This window comes from Microcoleus sp. FACHB-831, from assembly GCF_014695585.1.
Taxonomy (GTDB): domain Bacteria; phylum Cyanobacteriota; class Cyanobacteriia; order Cyanobacteriales; family FACHB-T130; genus FACHB-831.
Genome location: NZ_JACJON010000019.1, coordinates 1 through 17,552 on the forward strand (window position 1 = coordinate 1; position 17,552 = coordinate 17,552).

11 protein-coding genes and 2 pseudogenes are annotated in these 17,552 nt (G+C 45.0%); 5 read left to right on the forward strand and 8 right to left on the reverse strand.

From position 1 onward, the window contains the following. On the reverse strand, positions 1-191 hold a 191-nt coding region (locus H6F77_RS02495), incomplete at its 3' end, for an IS1/IS1595 family N-terminal zinc-binding domain-containing protein (RefSeq protein WP_190485033.1). Positions 192-248: 57 nt separating this feature from the next. Between H6F77_RS02495 and H6F77_RS28640 the strand changes: the two are divergent. Further along, positions 249-2,096, forward strand: a pseudogene (locus tag H6F77_RS28640) (alpha/beta fold hydrolase); the annotation flags it as partial. A 322-nt stretch (positions 2,097-2,418) separates the two neighbouring features. Then, positions 2,419-5,766, forward strand: a pseudogene (locus tag H6F77_RS02505) (amino acid adenylation domain-containing protein); the annotation flags it as partial. Positions 5,767-5,858: 92 nt separating this feature from the next. Here the strand turns inward: H6F77_RS02505 and H6F77_RS02510 are convergent. From H6F77_RS02510 to H6F77_RS02540, 7 genes are all read right to left on the reverse strand, one after another. Further along, positions 5,859-7,037 (reverse strand): endo-1,4-beta-xylanase, encoded by a 1,179-nt coding sequence (locus H6F77_RS02510; RefSeq protein WP_190485039.1) that lies wholly within the window; start codon positions 7,035-7,037, stop codon positions 5,859-5,861. 13 nt (positions 7,038-7,050) lie between these two features. After that, complete coding sequence (locus tag H6F77_RS02515) at positions 7,051-7,809, reverse strand: WecB/TagA/CpsF family glycosyltransferase (RefSeq protein WP_190485041.1); 759 nt, start codon at positions 7,807-7,809, stop codon at positions 7,051-7,053. Between the two features lie 135 nt (positions 7,810-7,944). Continuing rightward, positions 7,945-9,132 (reverse strand): glycosyltransferase, encoded by a 1,188-nt coding sequence (locus tag H6F77_RS02520; RefSeq protein ID WP_190485043.1) that lies wholly within the window; start codon positions 9,130-9,132, stop codon positions 7,945-7,947. Positions 9,133-9,195: 63 nt separating this feature from the next. Beyond that, positions 9,196-10,224 (reverse strand): glycosyltransferase family 2 protein, encoded by a 1,029-nt coding sequence (locus tag H6F77_RS02525; protein ID WP_190485045.1) that lies wholly within the window; start codon positions 10,222-10,224, stop codon positions 9,196-9,198. A gap of 19 nt (positions 10,225-10,243) precedes the next feature. Then, positions 10,244-11,527, reverse strand: a complete 1,284-nt coding sequence (locus tag H6F77_RS02530) for an oligosaccharide flippase family protein (RefSeq protein WP_190485047.1) — start codon at positions 11,525-11,527, stop codon at positions 10,244-10,246. Between the two features lie 123 nt (positions 11,528-11,650). After that, a complete protein-coding gene (locus H6F77_RS02535) occupies positions 11,651-12,904 on the reverse strand; it encodes an O-antigen ligase family protein (RefSeq protein ID WP_190485048.1) in 1,254 nt (417 codons plus the stop codon). A gap of 332 nt (positions 12,905-13,236) precedes the next feature. Continuing rightward, entirely contained in the window at positions 13,237-14,286 is a 1,050-nt protein-coding gene (locus H6F77_RS02540) for a Rieske 2Fe-2S domain-containing protein (RefSeq protein ID WP_190485050.1), read from the reverse strand. A gap of 429 nt (positions 14,287-14,715) precedes the next feature. Here H6F77_RS02540 and H6F77_RS02545 point away from each other — a divergent pair, with 429 nt between their 5' ends. The 3 genes from H6F77_RS02545 (at position 14,716) to H6F77_RS02555 (ending at position 17,529) form a co-directional block, all read left to right on the forward strand. After that, a complete protein-coding gene (locus tag H6F77_RS02545) occupies positions 14,716-15,429 on the forward strand; it encodes a hypothetical protein (RefSeq protein ID WP_190485052.1) in 714 nt (237 codons plus the stop codon). A gap of 75 nt (positions 15,430-15,504) precedes the next feature. Continuing rightward, positions 15,505-16,593, forward strand: a complete 1,089-nt coding sequence (locus H6F77_RS02550; protein WP_242021852.1) for an aromatic ring-hydroxylating dioxygenase subunit alpha — start codon at positions 15,505-15,507, stop codon at positions 16,591-16,593. Positions 16,594-16,596: 3 nt separating this feature from the next. Further along, a complete protein-coding gene (locus tag H6F77_RS02555) occupies positions 16,597-17,529 on the forward strand; it encodes a ferritin-like domain-containing protein (RefSeq protein WP_242021854.1) in 933 nt (310 codons plus the stop codon). The last annotated feature ends 23 nt before the right edge of the window (positions 17,530-17,552 follow it).

Here is a 17,552-nt window from a genome sequence, read left to right on the forward strand (position 1 = left end):
TCAATGCCTCGAAACCCCATGCCATTAACATACATTTTCAAACATAAAGCTTTGATCTCATCGGAATATCCTTGGGGGGCTGTGTAAACATCAATAAACTGACGACCACAATCTACACAAATGTGATTTTGTTTACCTCGCATCTTACCGTTCTTACGGATATGATTGGAACCGCATTCAGGACATTGCATCAGATTTAGCCTCAATTCATAGCACCATTATGCAACGCCAAAAATTGCACGCTGCACAATCAATATGGCCCTTCCGAAAGCCATGTAGTAACAGCCTTTACCCTAACAGGAGAGCCAAGTGATTGGCCTGCGCTTCCCCCAATTGGTCGCCCCATTGCCAACAACCAGATATATCTGCTAGATCGGCATCTGCAACCAGTGCCCGTCGGCGTACTGGGAGAACTCTACATCGGCGGTATTGGTTTGGCGCGGGGCTATCTCAACCGCCCCGAACTCACCGAAGAAAAATTCATTGCCAACCCCTTTATCGATTTTGGATTGCCGATTTTGGATTTTGGATTGGAGGAAGAATCAAATAATCCAAAATCTAAAATCCAAAATCCAGAGTCCGATAATTTTATGCGCGATCGCGCACAAAATCCAGAGAAAGAAAAATCGCGTTTGTACAAAACTGGCGACTTAGCCCGCTATCTACCAGACGGCAACATTGAGTACTTGGGTCGCATCGACCATCAAGTAAAGATTCGCGGCTTCCGCATCGAACTAGGAGAAATCGAGGCTTGTCTAGCCGCCCATCCAGCGGTGCGGCAAATGTTGGTTATGGCTAGGGAAGACGTTCCCGGCATAAAACGCTTGGTAGCATACATCGTCCCTCACCCAGATCGACCTCCCACGACTGGGGATCTGCGGCGGGGTCTGAAGGAAAAGCTGCCCGACTACATGGTGCCGTCGGCTTTCGTGATGCTGGACGCAATGCCGCTGACGCCTAATGGGAAGGTAGACCGCCGCGCACTCCCGAAGCCGGATTTTGCCGGTTCCGATCCGGAAAAAATCTTTGTAGCACCCAGGAATAAGTTGGAACGCCAGTTGAGTTCGATGTGGGAAAAAGCTTTAGGCGTAAAGCCAATCGGCGTGACGGACAACTTCTTCGATCTGGGGGGGAACTCGCTGATGGCAGTGCAGATATTCGCCTCAATTGACAAAGAATTCGGCAAAAGTCTGCCTCTGGCTATTCTGTTCGAGATGCCGACAATTGAGCAACTGGCAACACTTCTGGGTGAGGGAGAAAAATCGGCTACGCGATCGCTGGTGGCAATTCAGCCCAAAGGTTCCAAACCCCCTTTATTCTGCGTTCACGGAGCAGGCGGTCACGTCCTCAACTACCGCGATTTAGCGCGTTATTTGGGTTCGGATCAACCAGTTTACGGGCTGGAAGACGAGAGACTGGAGGCAAACCAATTCCACCCCATCCAAATTGAGGATATGGCGGCGGGCTACATAAAAGAGATACAGACTATCCAGCCCAAAGGACCTTATTTTCTAATAGGCTACTCCTATGGAGGCATAGTAGCCTACGAGATGGCGCAACAACTCCACGCCCAAGGCGAGAAAGTAGCTATGTTGACGTTGTTAGATACACTCGCGCCGGGGGGACTGAAAGTATTGCCAATTCACAAGCGAATCTGGTGCCACTTGAATAACTTTTTACGAATTGGCCCGACTTACTTTGTGAATAAGGTAAATAAGAGGATGGACACTATCAAAAAAAGCCTCCAGGCCATTTACTACAAGTTTTACCCTCGTGGCGATCGCCCCTTGCCCCGCGCCATCCGCTACTTACTCGTCGAAAAGGCCAACACCAAAGCTGGAATGAATTATATGCCGCAAGTCTATGAGGGTCGTGTTAACTTTTTTCTAGCTGTAGATGAACCTCCCCCTGTTGGACATTACTTTGAACCGCTATTGGGCTGGAGCAATCTGATTGGTGAAGAATGGGCGATCCATGAGATTCCTGGGGAACACACGAACTTGTTAGAAGACGCTTACACGCAGGTGTTGGCTGAAAAATTGCAATCTTGCATAGATAAGGAGCAGGCGGATACTTTAGCCTTCGAGAAGGGATAAATCTTCTCTACCTACTGCTGTCTACCTGATAGAAAATACTTTCGAGGAGCTGCGATGTCTTCATCAGGACATCGCCAAAAATCTTGTCAAAGAAACCCGGTTTCTGGGTATAGAAACCGGGTTTCTAGCCTCAGCGTGCGCGTTCCATTACGCGATCGCAGCTCCTCGATCCGCGAGGGTTCTTGGCGGCTGAATATTTGTATAAAAAATCACCGCTTTTTTCCAAAACGACTATATATTTAGGTAGATGATTTAAACGGTTAAATTAAAGGCAGAGGTTGAATTAAAGAGTATAATGGGCAATCCTAGCTTTGAGAGAGTACATCAGTTATTTGAGTTACAGGTGGAGCAAACCCCGGATGCGATCGCTGTGATATTTGGACAACAGCAGCGGACTTATCGAGAACTCAATGCCAACGCCAACCAGCTGGCGAACTATCTCATCAAGCGCGGCGTGACACCTGAAGTACGAGTAGGAATTTGCGCGGAACGTTCCCTCGATTTTGTAGTAGGAATTCTGGGTATTCTCAAAGCGGGTGGTGCCTATGTTCCCATAGATCCAACCTATCCAAAAGAACGTCTTGCTTTCATATTGGAAGAAACTCAGGTGCCAATCATGTTAGCTCAGAGGCAGTTGGTAGAGAAGTTTCCCCATCATAAAGCATCAATTGTTTGCCTTGACACAGATAGCGCCGATATTACAAGAGAAAGTGAAGAAACTCCACTTAGTCAAGTGACAGCGCAGAACCTGGCCTATATAATGTATACCTCTGGTTCCACTGGCAAGCCAAAAGGGGTGCAAATTACTCACGCTAGCGTGGGGCATTATATTCAGTCAATCAACAATGTGTTGCAGGTAAATGCTGAAGATGTCTATCTCCACACGGCATCTTTCTCATTTTCTTCCTCGGTTAGGCAGTTTATGGTGCCTCTGTCTCAGGGAGCCAAAATTGTCATTGCCAGCTATGAACAAACAAGAAACCCTCTGAGCCTTTTCGAGCTGATTCAGAAACAGGGTGTAACAGTCTTTGACACCGTTCAGTCGGTTTGGCGTTATGGACTTCAGGCATTAGCAAATCTGGACGAAGTATCCAAAGAAGCGCTCCTGAAATCTAACTTGCGACTGCTCGTGTTTTCAGGTGGATTACTGCCATATGAACTGGTCAAAAAAGTACGCGACGAGTTAAAAAATAAACCGCGCATTGTCAACGTTTACGGTCAAACAGAAACGATAGGGGTCTGTGCTTATACCATCCCAGCTGAATTTGACCAAGAACAAGGATATGTACCAGTGGGAAAACCCTATCCCCACATCCAAGCCTATATCCTCGACGAGCATCTCCAGCCGGTTCCGGTTGGGGAGACTGGGGAGCTGCATATTGCTGGGGAAGCATTGGCTCGCGGGTATTTCAACCGAGGCGACCTTACAGATGAAAAATTTATTCCCAATTTCTTTGAAAAGTCAGGGGTCGGTCGTCAGGAGTTGGTCGTCCGAACTACTGCTGAATCTCACGAGCATTTTAATAATCTAAAATCGGCATTCTCTGGCGATCGCCAGGGAACGAGCCAAAGTCCAGAGAAAGAAAAATCGCGGCTGTACAAGACTGGGGACTTAGCCCGCTACCTGCCCGATGGCAACATCGAGTGCCGGGGTCGATGCGACTACCAAGTAAAAATTCGCGGTATGCGCGTCGAGTTGGGAGAAATTGAGACGGTACTATTGCAACACCCAGGTGTGCGGGAGAATGTAGTTGTAGCAAGAGAGGACGTTCCTGGAGATCTGCGCCTAGTGGCTTATATAGTGGCAGACTTCTGGGTTGAGCGCGTGCCGTTCGTGAATACGTGCCTGTGCCAGGTGAGCGGAGGCGAGTGGGTAAAAGTAAGCACGGTGGATCTATCCTTTAGTGGCATCGGGCTGGCAAATGTGCCAGCTACCTGGAAGGAAGGCCAAGACGTGAGGCTGCGCTTGCAACTGCCGAATGTTTCTGACGAGGTGTTGCTCGACGGAAACGTAGTCTGGCGGTCGGGAAAAAACGCCGGGATGCGGTTAGCGATCGCGCCACAGGAACAGGCTTGGCTGCGTCAGACATTCAAGCGCATCGCCCAAAGCCAGCAATTGCTGGTGAGCGACATTCGCCGCGAAGCAGTTCGGGTGCCGTTCGCGAACGTAGCAAGCGTGGAATTCGAGTCGGGTCGCACCATAGAGGTGACTACAGAAAATATCTCATGCGGCGGCATCCGCCTGGTCGCGATCGCAGCCGATATCTGGAAAGAAGGCCAAAGCCTCCGCCTGTGCCTGCAACTGCCAGGAGTTCCACAAAAGCTGTGGTTTGAGGGAACTGTCGCCTATAGCTTTGGGGAAGGCGCTGGGATTAAGTTCAATCTCACGCCGACACAGCAGGCTGTACTCTATAAGAGCGTGGAGTACATCATTGAAGCGAAGAGCGTCTCGCTGAAGCGCTTGCGCTCTTTCCTAACAGAGAAACTGCCTGATTACACGATCCCTTCTGCCTTCGTGCTGCTGGATGCCCTGCCACTAACGCCTAATGGAAAAGTAGATCGCCTATCGCTACCAGCTCCTGACCAGCAAGGCTCTAATATGGAAAGAGCCTTAGTGGCTCCTAGGAACGCCTTGGAACTCGAGTTGACGCAGATTTGGGAAAAAATTTTGGGTATCAAGCCCATCAGCGTAACAGACAATTTTTTCGAGCTGGGGGGGCACTCACTGCTAGCGGCGCAGATATTCGCCTCAATTGACAAAAAATTCGGCAAAAGTCTGCCTCTGGCTATTCTGTTCGAGCTGCCGACAATTGAGCAACTGGCAACACTTCTGGGTGAGGGAGAAAAGTCAGTTTCTCGGCGATCTCTCGTGGCAATTCAGCCCAAAGGTTCCAAACCACCTCTGTTCTGCCTTCATGGGGCTGGGGGCCACGTCCTCAACTACCGCGATTTAGGGCGTTATTTGGATGCCTCTCAACCAGTTTACGGGCTGCAAGACGAGAGGCTGGAGGCAAAACAAGTCCATCAATTGCCGATTGAGGAAATGGCGATCGAGTATATCAAAGAAATACGCACTATCCAGCCATCTGGGCCTTATTTTCTAGTAGGTTACTCCTTTGGAGGTTTAGTTGCCTACGAGATGGCGCAACAATTGCACGCTGCGGGTGAGAAAGTAGCTATGTTGACCTTGTTGGATACACGCGCTCCGGGTGCAGTCAAAGTATTGTCAACCCAGAAGCGAATCTTGTGTCACTGGAATAACTTTTTACGAGTTGGCCCGACTTACTTTGTGAAGAAGGTGAAGAGGAGGTTTGGGAGTATCACAAACAGCATAAAGGAGATTTACTTCAAGTTTTACCCTGATAGCGATCGCCCCTTGCCCCGCGCCATCCGCTACTTCCTCGTCGAAGCGATCAACACAAAAGCTGCAAGAAATTATATACCGCAAGTCTACGAGGGTCGTGTTAACCTTTTTCTGGCTGTAGATGAACCTCCCCCTGTTGGACATTACTTTGAACCGCTATTGGGCTGGGGCAATCTGATTGGTGAAAAATGGGATATCCACGAGATTCCTGGGGAACACCTGAATTTTTTAGAAGACAGTAACGCACAGTTGTTGGCTGCAAAATTGCAATCTTGCATAGATAAGGCGCAGAATTATGAAAGATGAATTATGAATTCATCGCTGAAATGCGAATTTTCCAACAGCCAGACCGTTTGCAATCTAAAAACATCCTCCAAAATCTAAAATCAAAAATGATATTAGCGCTTGGGGGCGCTATCAAGTGCCCTAGCGATCGCATTCCACGCTAGTTTGGGTTTTAGGTCAGCATCCATTGGCAGAGGGCGGACAGCAGCACCATCTGAGCGGGACTGAAAATCGGAAAGCCAGGTTACGCGATCGCTCAGTCCCCAGGTTAGCACGGCGATTACTGCTGGCTCGTCTAGGGCGACTGCGAGATAATCTTCCAGGGAAGCGGCGACAATGCGATCGCGCACTGCCGTATTTTTGGGTAAATTTTTGTCCGTTACATCCAACTCGGTAATCAGAATCTTCAGACCCATACTAGCCACATTACTGAAAAACTCGCGCAACTTTTTAGAGTTAAAGCGAGTTTCACCGCCCAACAAATGAGCCTGAATTCCCAAAGCTTGCACTGGCGTTCCCTTTGATTTCAGACGCTCTAACAACTTTAAAACTGCTGTCCTCTTGGCTTCATCTTCAGGAGTGTCATATTCCAGGCCAAAATCGTTGTAGACTAACAATGCTTTGGGGTCAGTTTCAGCAGCAACTCGAAAAGCGGTGTCAATATAATTTGGGCCTAAAAGTTCCAACCAAGGCGTTTTTCGCAAATTATCCTGTCGTTTTTCGTAAGTAGCGATCGCCTCATTCACCACATCCCACGAGTGCATTTTCCCCGCATAACGCCCTGCTACTGTCTTAATATGCTTCACCAAAACCTGTTCGGCATTTTGGCTGTTTACAGTATCCTTAAACCAGGGCGGTAAAGACTCGTGCCAGACTAAAGTATGTCCTCGATAAAGCAAGCTATTTGTTTTAGCAAATTGAGCCATCCAATCCGCTTCAGTAAAGTCAAATTTATCCGGGTTGGGACGCAGGGGAACGCCTGGAACATACCATTTTAGTCCCCATTCTGGGACAAGAATCCCACACTCTCTCACAAAACAATTAGCAAGTTTGGCGTCTGAAAGTAAAGCCGGGTATCGCATCGCCGCCCCATAAATCAAACCTTTAGCAGCAGCACGCTCCTTTAAAGAAGCTTCCCCAACCGCTGTAAAGTCCCGCTTTGGATCGTCAAGCGCTTCAATTTGGTAGCTCAAATACTTCGATCTACCCATTCCCAGCGTACCCATACTCGCCAAAGTTCCCAATCCTAACAAAAGGGCACGCCGTCTGCTCACTAACGGATGTTTAGGCATTTAGAATAATTCCTTATTCAGACTTAGAAAAACCCAGCCGCTGTCGCAGCACCAGCAAAATAAAGAGGGGATTGCCGATGATGTAACGTTTCCACAAGCGACCGGGTTCAACTATCAGGCGAAAGAACCATTCTAAACCTGTTTTCTGCATCCAAATTGGCGCTCTTGTCACCATACCAGCAACTAGCTCAAAGCTGACTCCAATACCAACTGAAACTGGCACTCCTAGTTCGCGATAATTGGCATATGTCCATTTTTCTTGTTTTGGAGCGCCGAGTCCGACAAACAGGATATGGGGTGCGGCTGCTATTATTTTGGAGTTAATCAGTGCTAGTTCTTCTGGTTTTGATTCAAAGCCATAGGAGGGACAATAAGTACCTGCAATTTTAAGATTTGGATGCCGCGCCACGAGAGTTTCTGCTGCTTTATCGGCGGCGCCAGGACGACCGCCTAGCAGAAATATTTTCAATTTTTTTTCAGCCGCGATCGCGCACAGTTTTTCAAACAAATCTGTACCATTAACTCTATCCTTTAATGGTGTCTTCAAAAATTTAGCTGCCCATAGCAACGGAACGCCATCTGGCACTACTAAAAAAGCGTGACGATATATTTCCCGAAAGTGGGCATCCTCCTGTAAACTCAGAACGTGCTGTGCATTCGGAGTCACCACATATTCTGGTTTACCGCCTGCGATCGTATGCTCCACAATCCGTTCCACTACTTCATTGAAACTATATCTATCAATCGCCACACCGCAGATATTTATCCTCATTTGCTACCTCACTTTTATATTGTGTTAAAAGTCCTCGTCATCTCTACTTCGAGCTTCAGGAATATACCCAGCCTAATTCTCACAATTATTTGTGGTAGTTTTTATCATGCTGAAGCTTTATCCCTGTGGTTTTATTTAAAGTCCCTTTAGAGCTTTAATATCCGACACCACACCTTCAATAACCTTATAACCAAACATAGACTCAAGCAATTCTCGATCTGCATTAGTCGTGACGGAATTTGACAAAGCTTTGATTACTTCTGCTGCAAAAGATTGCGCGTCAGCGGCAATTTTAAAATACTGCCGAACCTCTTCTGGCAACCCCGATACTCCCTCCGGGGTAGAAACAAGAGGTTTCCCGTATATCAGCATTTCTATGGACTTTATCTTAACACCGCTACCTTTTAAAACCGGATTGATCAGAACTCGCCCCGACTGGTAAATTTCTACAGCTGACACCGGATTGATGCTCAGATCGACTCCTTCGACTTCCTCACATAGCTGCTTTATTTCCTTCCCCGGATTTAACCCTGCTATTAACACTCTAATCTTCGGTAAATTAGCGCGTATAATAGGTATGACATCATTCAAAAACCAAACTACCCCAGCCGCGTTATTTTCTAAAGATAAATTACCTAAAAATACAAGATCGTAGATAGGGTATTTTGGCGTGGTGCTGTATTCTGGAAACTCAACAATAGGCGGCAACCAACGCCCATTACTGTAACCCTGACTTTGCCAGAACTTTAAGTCGTCAGCAGATATATCGTAGAATAAAGTACTATTTTTGAGAAGGTTTTTCTCGTATTTTTCTAAATTACTAACTGATAAAAATCTTTTTATTTTATTTTTCAAGCCGCGTGCAGATGCCAGCATTCGACGGTAGTAAAGGTGTTCGATGTTGTGGGAGCGAGTAAATAGGGGCACATTTAAGCGTTTGCTCAAAGCAGTTGCAATTTCTCCGCCGTGAATGCCATCGAGCAAAATAACATCGGGATTAAAAGCGCGGACATCATAAAGCAGGGAATTTAATTGTTTTCCTCTAATAATTCTAGAAGTCACCTCTAAAGGATAATATAGTAAGTCAACGATTCGACGAACGCGATCGCCTAGTGTACGTTTAATCGGTACGATACAGAGTTGTTTCACATACTTGTTAATTTCAGCTATTTCCTCATGTGTCGGTGGAGTATCGTACCACCAGCAGATTAGTTGAAGATCTACACCAAAATGAGAGAAAGCTTTTAGTCGGCGCCACATATCTATCCGTCCGCCATGAATTGGGGGGTAAGGAATTTCGTGACATACTACAGTAATCTTCATAAATTTGGTAGCTTGTAGGATTGCTAGGTTATTTTCTAGATAGAGCGATCGCGAAGCCACTAACTATCTCGCCTGCTCCTGAACAATGCGGCGTTTTTGGCGATCGCCAGTCATCTTTAAAGCAACATTCTCCATCTGAGTGTAGAGTCGCTGCGGTAAAAGCCAAAGCAAATAAGAAGCACCTAATGTCAAACCTGTGCGACGGGGTTCGTCAACAAGAATGCGCCAGTAAGTAGCCAAAGCGCGATGACTTAATTGCACAGCCATCGAACCATCTTTCAGAGTTACTGCCCTTCTAGCTAAATACCTAAGCTGATAAGCCAGAGCCTGATTTCCCCACTTATCCATCAGTTCTGGAGCATAAGAACGAATTTTTTCAATCATCCTTTCCCAAGACTTTAACTTTTTAAGCAAGTTAGCTGAAAATCCCCCCGAATTCACTCGGTAAAGTGTCAGTGGTTCGGAAAGACCTTCGATTTCCCAGTTAGTCTGAATAGCAATACGAACCCAACATTCAACGTCCTCAGACGGGTGTAATTCCCTATCATTATCAAAATAAAAATCTTGCACAGTTCCATAAAGATTGTCTTGAAATTTAATCGCTGACAATACTTCTCGTCTAAATACCGCAGTCGATCCATTTCCAATAGGACTGCGACAAAGGAAATCAAGCGGGGTAATTTCCTTGAGTTTAGACATCTGATAGATACCTAGAGGATTCCCCTCTTCATCGATAAAAGCACAGCGACTAAAACTAACTCCCAACCGCGGGTTACTTTCCAAATGAGCAATATGTTTTTCTAGCTTCTCTGGAACCCATATATCATCCGCATCCAAAAAAGCCAAAAATTCGCCCCTAGCATTGCGAATCCCCATGTTTCTAGCTTCGGAAACTCCCCGATTTTCCTGATGGATAATTTTAATTCTAGGATCTGTAAATTGCTGACAGATTTCTATGCTTCGATCTGGCGAACCATCATCGATAATTAGCAGTTCAAAGTTTTTATAAGTTTGAGCTAAAACAGATTGCACTGTAGCAGCGATGTATTTTTCTACTTTGTAAACTGGAATAATGGCAGAAATTAATTTCATATTGAATTCTTCGATTATGTTAGTTGATACTTTGAGTTTGTTTCCTGTGGTAGAAAGCCACCAAAAACCACAAACCTAGCATTAAAATTCCATCTGAAACCAAACTAGACCATGCTGCTCCTCTCCACGAATACAGTGGAATTAGCCAAATGTTAATTGCGAAGTTGAACGCGGCTACAAGTGCTTGCATTGCACTGCGTATTCCCTGAAATCCTGCTCCTGTAAGCGTGTCCGCAGCAAAATATTGCATGGCTTTGAGAAAGAGTAAAGGTGCTAGCCAACGCACGGCTTCTACGGCATTTATATATTCTTTACCTAATATGTAAGGTACAAATGGAGCGATTAAAAACAACACTATACCAGCAGCAATACCGTAACCGCCTGCAATTGGCGCTAAACGCTTGGCAAAATTCAAACTGCCCCTAATACCAGCTTCTCCCTCCTGAAAAAACTTTGCATAAGCAGCACCTAAAAGCGAGTACACGGGTACAAATGCAACATCAATCAAACGGTAAGCTGCTGCATATATACCTGTAGCTTCTAATGTTGAAAGACTTGCCAGCATTGTTTTATCTATATCGTTATTTATAGTTTGGGCAGATAAGCTGATAGAAAAGTAAAATCCCTGACGAATATCAGGCTTTATCAGCGATAGTGCCAGTTTTGGATATCCCAACATCCGCGTTACAAGCAGACAAGCTATTAATGCCGCAACTGCTGTACTTGCAAGATATAAACAAGCCCATACTAATATATCTGGATTTTTAAAGAAGCTAACCAAAATAAGTGCTGCTATTAAGTTTTTCAGGGTTAGCAAAACGGTAATTTGAGCGGATCTGCTGACCAAATTCATAGCTAGGAAAGCCTTAGAAGCTGTATCCAAAGTTCTTAAAAAGAATAAATCGGATAAAGCCACACAAAATAATACAATTATAGGAATTGTTTTAGGCAGTAAAAATGGTGCTACAACCATGACTAAAATTAGCAACATAAAGCTAGAAACCACTAACATGAATAGGGCATTTCCCCAGTAGTCTTTAAATAATTGTGGGTTTCTAGAGACGTTTTTAATCAGGATATCTCCGCTGCCCAAACTAGCGAAAGGAGCTAAAATTGCTGCCAGTGCTGTAGCGCCAATAAAAGCCCCGTATTGTTCTGCGCCCAGAGCGCGGGCAATAATCACAAAGTAGGCTGCTTGCAAAACTAAACGCAATCCTTGGGAAAGCATCATCCACAAGGTATTGCGTACTAAACTTTTTTGAAATAGGCGCTCGATACGGGCTTTTATTGAGTTCAAATTCATTTTTTTGGGGTTTGGATCTTCAGGGAGCAGAGCTACATGGTTAGGAAAGACAAAATTTGTTTTACTTTTAAGCGCAGATTAAGGATAATTTTTCAACGCTTTGGCAAGAGTCTGGCTGCGCGTTTATGTCAAGGCTTTTGTTTGTTGTTCGGGCGGTATTAATACTGAGAGAGCTACTGCTACATAGAGTACCCAGAAAATATCGTTTTGGATCATCAACGAGCTTTCAGCCATATTAGCTTGCACCATGTATGTCATATACAATAATGGCCAAAGACCCTCGGATGTTCTAGTCAGGCGCACCCATGCCATCGACTTGACTAAAGTTGTCCAAAATCCGATCAAAAATATGACTACTCCTAATATTCCCAAATCGAGCCACAGATCTAACAAGCCGTTGTGGGAATTTGGCGGAGTCCACATCGTTGTATACCAAACATAAGCGGACTCACCCTCCCAACCCACCCAAAATCCTTTGTACCCATAGCCGAGCCAAGGTTGTTTCCAAATCATATCCAATACTGCTGGCCACAGTTCTGTACGTCCGGTGAGTGTTGTATTTTTACCGACTGAACCCAGCAGTGCGTCGGCGTTAGCTACAAACCATAGATAGAAACTTGTACCTGCGGTTGCGATCGCAAAAATTGCAGGGAACAGCAGTTCGTAGCGCCACCTTAAAGTCCGGTAAACTTGTAATGCGGTTAAAATAATTACTAGATTGGCGATCGATGTTGTTGATTTTGCCAGGATTATTAGAACCAGTGACAAGCTAAAGCCCAGCCACAATAGCCAACGATTTTTCTTCGCTTCTGTAGCAAGAAGTAAAAATACTATGATGCTCAGTACCATGACTTTGCCTAGAATATTTTTATGGGTGTAAATTCCTCGCACTGCTCCTGTATGAATTCCACCCATAATGCCATATTTCCGCAATACCACAGCATATATCAGACTTAGAACTACTATTATGCAAAAAGTCCACCCGAACATTTTTAGCTGTTCTTTCATGGTGTAGCGCGTGGCTAAGTAAAGTCCGAATAGGGTTGTCCCGACTAGGGCGATCGTGCGGCGGATGGTCATTTGTGGTGCAAATGACCAAGAGATAGAAACTACAGCAAACGCTACCAATAACCAGATAAATTTATCTTTACTCAGCAGGTAAACTACTTTCTTCCAACGCGCAACAAGCAGGAAAAAGGTGACTGCATAAATTAATAGGAAAATTAGCTGAATTAGGGCGAAATCACCTTCTTCTGCTGCTCCTTCTTCCCCCTCGCTTGCACCTCCCGTTAGAATAACAGTCAGCGGGCCTCCTGAATAAAGCACCAAGGACAAGGCTGTGAATGGCTGTTCAAAAAATTCTAAAATCTTTTTCATAACCCGATCGGGGATATAGTTCTCCTGTCCATCGCTTTGCGGTAAAGCACAAATGTTCGATGGCTCTATTCGACCAGTGTAAATCGAACCGCGAGAGATCCAGCGTTACAGTTCGCATCTGCTGTTGCAAGCTAGAGCATCCAGCTATATGCACCCCAAACAAAGTGGTTTTAGCGGCGGTATACCGCCGAGAATAGTGTTCGCCCCCAACCAGGCTAAAAATACGGACGTCAGCGCGATGTCCGCTAGAACCTGAATCTGTGCGATCGCCACTACAAGACTCTCGCCATTGCTCCCAAGATTCAGGGTTTAAATTACCTTAAAATCTCAACTTATTTTACTTTATTCAAATATTTTGACCATATAGATGGTTCAAGTTGATTTACATATTGCATATACTTTATCAACGGCATATCAATAGAAAGCATTGCATTCGGGTTATAACGGATATTGTCATAAATTTTCCCGTCTTCACCTTTCAAAAAATAGTATGCCAGCTTTGTTAGTAACAATAAAAGCTGCGTCACCAACCAACCACCAATACCTTTTCTCTTCTGTGCAACATAAATTGGCTGAATGCGGGTTTTTCCTGGTGCGACAGGAGTATAGGCGTAAATCATGTGCAGCGAGGGAACCAAGCGCACCTTTTTCATGGTGGTTAAAAGCCCGATGCAGCCGTCAGCATACCTCATCGAGTATTCGTACTTTTCTCCGAGAATTTTCCTAGCAAATCTTTCTCGCCTAGTGGTATTAGGAAAATCGCCACTAAGGGTAAAATCTACCATCGTGCCAGAGTCATTCTGTTGCAATGATAAATTCATATTTATATCTACTTTATGTACGGTTTGAAGATGTTGAGCATCAATTCCATTCATCATACAAATGTGGTGGTGGCAACTGCGCTCAAATGCTTTATCGCGTACTGTTACAATTGATTTTCCTTTAAGTTCTTCAAATTCGGCAACACCTTCAGGCGCTTTTGCATCTGGATACACCCAAATAAAATCATATTTTTCTTCAGTGGCATAAGATTGCAGGCAAGCTTTTTCAGGAATGGCTGACTGGCAAGGGATATCCTGACAGGTTCCTTCTCCATCAAATGCCCAATGATGGAAAAAACAGCGGATTGTATTTCCATCAACTCGCCCAATTGCTAAATCGGTTCCCAGATGCGGACAATAGGCATCTAACGCTCTAATTTTTCCATCTTCTCCTCTAAATAGAACAATTTTTTGTCCGCAAATATCCAAAGATTTTGCCTTGCCTTTAGGTATATCTCGACTAGGACAAGCAATGTACCAGCCTTTGGCAACAACGTCCCAATTGTTAAAGATTTTCATCTGTAAAAGGGGCTGTGTATTTTGATTGTGAAACTGGTTCATTATGGTTAGATGTCCTTAAAACAGCAGGAAGGCGCGATAGCGTCAGCGGAGCGAAGGCGTTAGCCGTTAGCGCTGCTGCTTTCAGCAGATCGCTATAGGTCTTAATTCAGCATTTTAACCGCATGGTTGCTATTCCTGCACGGCTTGGCAATGCGTTCTAGTTGCGTGACAGCTGGCAAAGTGTCACTGTAAATATTTATTTAAGGTTGGTGAATTATGCCGTCTTTTCTATAAGCAGACTGTTTCTTATAGATACCTGGGAAATAGTACTTTTCTCCAGACAGAGGACAGATTAATTTTTGCCACACAGCTATATTGTTTCAGGAAAAAGCTAGTTACCGTTGTCGTAATAAATAGCGGCGATCGCATATAAAGTCATATCCAAATCTATTTTCCAGTTAAAACCGCCAAATTTGGTGTAATTACCCTATGAAAGCTAATCTTGTACGCACAGAAAAGTTATCTCTCGAAGAGCAAGATGCTATGTATTTCCTCCTTAGCTCCCATTTTGGGGGTGTAAAGCGAGAAGTTTTCGAGGCAGACTTAGACCAAAAAAACTGGGTTATTTTGCTACAAGATAACGAATCAAACGCGCTTAAGGGCTTTTCCACCCTTTTAATGTACGAAACCGAATTTGAGGGAGAAATCCTCGCTGTAGTTTATTCAGGAGACACCATCATGGACCCCAGCGCTTGGTCTAGTTCGGCGCTGTCGCGGGCTTGGATTGCCTCCGTGAACAAGCTGCGCCAAGAGTATCCTAGAGGAAGACTCTACTGGCTCCTGATCTCTTCAGGCTATCGTACCTACCGCTTCCTGCCGACCTTCTGGAACGAGTTCTACCCGCGATACGATGCGTCCACACCAAAACGGACGGAGAAACTGATGACGTCCCTGGCTGGCGGACTGTTTGGCAAATTCTACGACGAGGAAGCTGGAGTCGTGCGCTTCCCTCATCCCCACGTCCTGCGCGACGGACTTAGGGGGATTCCCGAAGAAAGGCTGAAAGACCCGCACATCAATTTTTTCCAAACGCAAAACCCCGGACATATGCAAGGCGATGAGCTAGTTTGCCTCACGGAGATTTGCGAGGAAAACTTAACCCCGGCGGGTAGGCGAATGTGGTTCGCAAGTTCCTGCAATTAATTTTGTTGTTGTTCGATTGATGCAAGGAAATTGGGAACTATATAATTAGCCGATTCACTATAAGTGAAACCGTCAATGATGAATTTAAACTATAAAGCTTCTAGCTCGATTCATAAGAGCAAAACTTTCAATAATCCAGAGCGTTTCATTGAGGGTTGGTACTGGGCTATACCCTCGCGGGATATTAAAGTGGGTGAGGTTAAGCCTGTCACTCTTTTAGGCAGAGATTTAGTAATTTACCGGGGTTTAGACGGGAAAGCGATCGCTCTCGATGCTTATTGTCCCCATATGGGCGCTCACCTGGCTGAAGGAAAAGTTGAGGGTAATGGCATTCGCTGTTTCTTCCACAACTGGAAGTACGACGCCAAGGGTAAATGTGTTGATATTCCGTGTATGGAGAAGCCGCTTTCGGCAAAGGTGCAAAGTTGGCCGACTGGCGAAAAATACGGCACGATTTGGGTTTGGACTGGGGAAACTCCTCAACAACCACTACCGTTTGCACCCGAACTTGAGGATGAGGAATGCGAGGCTGCGATCGCAAAAAGCTTTGTAAAAAACTGCCATCCTAATGTTGTAATGATCAACGCGATCGACGCTCAACACTTTAATACAGTCCACAACTTGCCGCTAAAAATCGTTTTTGAGAAGAACGAAATTAACGAAAACGCTATTACTTTTAGCAACACCACGCGGGGAGGGGAAGATTCTTTATTCGTGAAGTTAATTCGCCCCCTATACAAAAAGCAGGTTACATATAGTATGTGCTACTGGTATGGAAGCACTGGAACCGTGACAGTAGGGCCAGATTTTTTGCATTTTTACATAATGTTTGCTCTGCGCTTGCTTGAAGGAGGAAAAACCGAGGGGCAAACTCTGCTAATTACTAAAAAGCGTCGGGGTATTTTGGGATGGTTTTTCAATCGAATCGTGCTGTGGCTAACCAAGATGGTTGGTAACTACTTCGCAAAGGGCGATACTCAGGTTTTTAAAACTATCAAATTTGATTTTAAGACCCCAACAAAGGAGGATAAAGCAATCATTCAGTTTATCCAGCACGTAGAAAAACAGAAAGCGATCGCTTGGGGTACTTGGGAAACCGTTGAGCAGGTGTCCCAACCTGTAACTGCTAACGCACAACCCAAAGATATGCTGAATGTAATATAAATTATGGCGCAGTATTTGATGAGCAAAGATTTTGGGATAGCAGGTTTAAACTTGCCCCATGTCTCAGAAGAAGACAAACTCCGCCGCGTGCTTTCCTCCGCTTTAAAAAGCAGGTTGGGCAACCAAATAGAGTTTTCAAATAACAGCAAAAATCCATATTGGAATGCTGCTCACTTTGGTCTTGATAAAGTAAAGCTTTTCCAGGATTCAAGGGTTGAGCAACAAGCAGAAATTTTGCGACTGTGCGGCGAAAACCTTCTAGAAGAAGCCTATTTTGTCGAGAAGTCTGGTGTTGGCTACATGGCAAAAATGGTTTTGCTAGCAGAGACTACTGAGGAGAGGATGCTTTACGCGCTTTTCAGCTCTGACGAAGTTACCCATCTTGCTCAAATTAGCCAATTTTTGCCTGAAAAAGAGCCAATAGGAACGGATAATGCTTTCTTGCGCTTCCTGGCAGATTTAGTTGAAACTGATGATAAGACAGTGCTTTTATTTGTGCTTCAGGTAATGCTAGAAGGTTGGGGATTGAGTCATTACAGAAACCTTGCTAAGGGTTGTTTAAATCCTGAGTTAAGTAGTATTTTTGAGCAATTCTTGCAAGCGGAGAGCCAGCACCATGCAGCAGGATATACACTTTTTAATCAAAGGCAAGTTACTAAAGAAAGTCGAGCAACGATCGTAGAAACTTTAGCATTATTTTTGCAGATGGTTCAGGTTGGCCCGCAGAGCGTTGTTGCAGCAATAGAGGCGGTTTTGGGTCATTTATCGCGCTCGCAGAAAATCGGGCTGTTCGAGGAACTGGACGCGGAAACTCATAGCGGAACGAGGCTTAATTTGCTGCGATCGCTAATGCGAGGAGAAAAAGCGGGAACTATAGTTCAAGAATTAGAAGAAAGGGGCGCATTCCAGCCTTTCCCAGCTCAAAAGTGCGTTTAAAATATGTGGCTCATAGTTGAAAT